Source organism: Mesorhizobium sp. M7A.F.Ca.MR.362.00.0.0 (assembly GCF_004023175.1).
GTDB lineage: Bacteria > Pseudomonadota > Alphaproteobacteria > Rhizobiales > Rhizobiaceae > Mesorhizobium.
Genome location: NZ_RZTF01000472.1, coordinates 1 through 4415, shown reverse-complemented (window position 1 = coordinate 4415; position 4415 = coordinate 1). Strand labels below are relative to the sequence as shown.

Below are 4415 nucleotides of genomic sequence, written 5' to 3'. Positions count from 1 at the left end.
CCGCCGCGTTTGACCAAAGCCGACTGGCCGAGGCTTTCGGTGATCGCAATGCGGCCGCCACCGCCTTTGGCGAACTGCCCGCCGGGCGCGGCCGTCTTGCCCTGGCCCTGTTTCCAGTCCTGCCGACCTTGACGCCCACTGCGCTGCGAGCCGAAGAAGCTCAGCACACGCTCGCGCATCTCCTGCTGGTAGTGGTAGCGCAGGCTTTCGTCGCGGATGCGGCTGGTCAGCTCCGCCCGCCGTCTCACGCATCCACAAAAGGTCGACCAGCGGCCGCGCCTCGGCCAGAACGCTACGAAACGCATCCGGTCCTTCGGCCTTGACCAGATCGTCGGGATCCTTGCCTTCCGGCAGCAGCGCGAAGCGCGCCGAACGGCCGGCCTGCACAGATGGCAGCGCCATATCGGCGGCCCGCCACGCTGCCCTTAAGCCCGGCCTTGTCGCCGTCGAAGCACAGCATCGGCTCCGGCGCCATGCGCCAGAGCAGTTCGAGCTGGTTCTCGGTAAGCGCGGTGCCGAGCGGCGCCACGACATTCTCGAAGCCGGCCTGCGCCAGCGCGATCACGTCCATATAGCCTTCGACGGCGATGACCGTGCCGCCCTTGGCCAAGGCCTTGCGGGCGCGGGCGAAATTATAGAGTACGTTGCCCTTGTGGAAGAGCTCGGTGTCAGGCGAGTTCATGTATTTGGCCAGCGCGTCCGGCTGCAAAGCACGGCCGCCGAAGGCGATGATCTTGCCCCGGGAATCCGGAATCGGGAACATGATGCGGTCACGGAACCAGTCATAGGAAACCGGGATGTCGTCGCCGTGGCGTACCAGTCCACAAGCCTCGATGTCGGCTTTGGGCACGCCCTTGGCGGCGAGATGCTCCTTCAGCGCATTGCGGCTGTCGGGCGCAAAACCGAGCCGGAACGATTGCTGCGTCGCCGGCGTCAGTCCGCGGTCGCGCAGATAGGCACGCGCCTTGGCGCCTTCCGGCCCCTGCAGCCGTTCCTGGAAGAAGGTGGTGGCCATCTCCATGACGTCTGTCAGGCTGGCGCGTTCCTTTTCGCGCCGCTCCTCCTGCGCATCGCGAACCGGCATCGGCACACCGGCCATGTCGGCGATCTTTTCGACCGCTTCGGGAAAGCTCATCCCGTCGAGTTCAGTGAGGAACTTGAAATGATCGCCCGAAACCGAACAGCCGAAACAGTGGTAGCGGCCCTTTTTGTCCTCGCAGTGGAAGGACGGGCTCTTCTCGCCATGAAACGGGCAGCACGCCCAATAGTCGCCGCGCGGCGCGTTGGTTTTCTTCCTGTCCCACGCAACGCGCTGGCCGATCACCGATGAAATCGGCACGCGGTCGCGTATCTCGTCGAGGAAGGCGGGTGGAAAGCGCATCGGGGAACTCGTTTCCCGATTATATAATCATACCCGCGAATTCCGACGACCCTTAATGCGGGCCATACCCGGTTTCCACAGGCAAAAGAGGCGGCCGTTGCGGGCCGCCTCTTTCCAATATCCGCCTGGGGAGCGATCAGTGCGCGGCAAGCGCGCCGAAAATGACGCCGGAGAGCACACCGACCAACACATAGTCGTTGCCGACGCGGATCCATTCCTGGCCGCGGCCGGGACGATGCAGGCCGTAGCGGCCGTAGTCGCGGATCGGCTGGTGCTGTCTCCAGCCTGAATATTTGTGGCCGTTGCGCCAGTTGTTGCGCTTTACGATGACCTTCTTATGGATGACGCGCTTCTGGATGAAGCGCTTCTTGACATCCCTGTTGGTGGGCTTTTGCCAGTCGACCTGGCTGTAGTTCGACTGCGGAGCGTTCGGTGCGTTCAGCGGTGCGGCTTGGCCGGTGAGCGACGTAGCGGCCAGCATCGAGAAAGCGAGTGCGGAAAGGACAATGCGTTTCAAGAGAAGTCTCCTTGGTTGGCGATGCCAGAGGAATAGCGGGCCACCGATGAACCGAAACTGAACACCTGCATTACAATTGCGTAATGAATTCCTTGACTTACCCGATAGAGCTGAACATAATCGCAAAGGTCAGGAGTCTGTCGCGCTGCTAACTCGGCCTATCCGTTGCTTCGCGCCCGCCCCGCAATGCAACCATTTGCGCGTCCGTCCATTTTCCGACACCGCCCGTCGCGCTGCAACGGCCCTTGAAATCGACAAGATTTTATTATCCGGCTAAAATATTCGAGCTATTATAAGCCACCGCCATGAACATGATTCGTACCCTCGTTTTCCCTTCTGATCGCCACGCCAAACAGGACGCGCATCCTGTTTGCATGCGGGGGACGAAATGAGCGGGTCCGTCGTCCTTCTGCATCTGGCCGGCGCCGTGGCGCTGATGCTGTTTGCCACCCGCATGGTGAAGACCGGCGTCGAACGCGCCTATGGCGACGTGCTGCGCCATCGCCTGCGCGCCACCATGCGCAATCCGATCATGGCGGTGCTGGCCGGCACCGGCCTTGCCATCGCCCTGCAAAGCTCCACCGCCGTCACGCTGCTGGTCGGCTCCTTCGCCGGCTCTGGCATCGTCTCGGGCGCCGCGGGCCAATTGGCAGTGCGCGGCGCCGAGATCGGCTCTGCGCTGGTGGTCAAGCTGCTGACCTTCGACCTCACCTTGCTGGTGCCGCTGTGCCTGATCACCGGCACGGTCATGTTCATGGCCACCGAGCGGCGCGACTGGCGCCAGACCGGCCGCATTCTGGTCGGCATCGGCCTTTTGATCCTGTCGCTGGAGATGATCGGCCAGGCGTCTGAGCCGCTGCGCAACAGCCAGCTCATGCCGGTCATCATCAACTACTTCTCGACCGATTCCATCACCGCCTATCTGCTGGCGGCGCTGATCACCTGGCTGTTCCAGTCGAGCATCGCGGCGGTGCTGTTGATGGCGACGCTGGCGGGCCGCGGCCTGATCACGCCTGAACTCGGCGTTGTTCTTATCCTCGGCGTCAATCTCGGCTCCTCGATCATCGCGCCGATGCTGACCCGCTCGTCGAGCCCCGAGGTGCGCGTCGTGCCGATCGGCAACCTCCTGATGCGCGGGCTTGGTTCGCTTGTCATGCTGATCCTGGTCATGATCTTCAGGCCGCACTTCGCCTTTCTCGGTTCGACGGCGGCGGACCAGATCGTCAATGCCCACATCCTGTTCAATGTGCTGATCCTGCTCGCCGGCCTGCCGCTGGCAGGGTTTGTCTACCGCGCTTCGGAGAAGATCGTCGCACTTGGCACCAAGCCCGTGCCGGCCGCCTCGCTTGACGTCGTCGAGCTGTCCGCGCTCAACGAAAGCGCGCTCGACGTGCCGAGCCAGGCGCTTGCCAATGCCACCCGCGAGGTGGTGCGGGTCTGCGAGACGATCGAGATCATGCTCAAGCGCATCATCGAACTCTATGAAAGCGCCGACGCCGACAAGATTAAAGCGCTGGCCGCACTCGACGACCGCGTCGACCGCAAGCACGCCGCGATCAAGCTCTACCTCGCCAAGTTGACCAGGAACGCGCTGACCGAGGACGAGGCGCTGCGCTGCCAGGAGCTGATCGGCGCCTGCGTCAAGCTGGAGCAGGTCGGCGACATCATCGTGCGCAACATGCTGGTGCATGTGAAAAAGAAGTTCGAGCGCGGACTGGAATTCACCGACGAGGGCTGGGCCGAGCTGTGCGCCTTCCATAGCTCGGTGCTGGCCAATGCGCGGCTTGCCTTCAACGTTCTGGTGTCGCGCGATCCCGAGACCGCCCGCCAGTTGGTGCTGGAAAAAGACCGGCTTCGCGACCGCGAAAAAGAAACCAGCGCCAGCCATTTCGTGCGCCTGCGCGACGGCACTGCCAAGAGCGTCGAGACCAGCTCGATCCATCTCGACACCATCCGCGACCTGAAGCAGATCAATTCGCTGCTGGCCTCGATGGCCTATCCGGTGCTCGAAGAGCGCGGTCTGCTGACTGGATCCAGGTTGAAGGCGAGCTGAGAAGCAGCCGATCTCCCCCTCGTGAGGGAGATTGGCGCTTCATCGCCTCGCGCCCCCACTGAAGAAAACCTAAACTCGCGACAAAAATTTCTGGATTGCCCGCGACGCTCATCCGTGGTTTGAGGCCGTTCCAGCTAAGGCTTCCCCATGTCGCTTCCGCTCATTGCGCTGTTCATCGCCGCCTTTGCCTTCGGCCCGGCTATGCCTGCGGCATCGCCATCGGCGGTCCACTGCTGGCGCTCGCCACCAAGTCGCTGTCGCGCAAGAGCCTGCTGCTCGGCCTCGCCATCGCCTTCACCATCGGCCAGGCGGCTTGCGCGCTGGCGCCCGACTTCACCTCGATGCTACTGTTGCGCATTGCCGTGGCGGTCGCGCATGGCGCCTATTTCGGCGTCGCCATGGTCGTCGCCGTCGGTCTCGTGCGCGAGGACCAGCGCGGCATGGCTGTCGCCGTCATCCTGTCT

Annotated in this window: 2 protein-coding genes and 2 pseudogenes; 2 read left to right on the top strand and 2 right to left on the bottom strand. The window is 63.1% G+C overall.

All coding sequences use genetic code 11. The features are described 5' to 3' along the window. Window positions 1-1381: pseudogene (gene dnaG / locus EOC06_RS33270) on the bottom strand (DNA primase); the annotation flags it as partial. A gap of 136 nt (window positions 1382-1517) precedes the next feature. Further along, complete coding sequence (locus tag EOC06_RS33265) at window positions 1518-1898, bottom strand: RcnB family protein (protein WP_127270906.1); 381 nt, start codon at window positions 1896-1898, stop codon at window positions 1518-1520. A 388-nt stretch (window positions 1899-2286) separates the two neighbouring features. Between EOC06_RS33265 and EOC06_RS33260 the strand changes: the two genes are divergently transcribed. After that, window positions 2287-3951, top strand: a complete 1665-nt coding sequence (locus EOC06_RS33260) for a Na/Pi cotransporter family protein (RefSeq protein ID WP_127322913.1) — start codon at window positions 2287-2289, stop codon at window positions 3949-3951. 147 nt (window positions 3952-4098) lie between these two features. Then, a pseudogene (locus EOC06_RS33255) lies at window positions 4099-4415 on the top strand (MFS transporter); the annotation flags it as partial.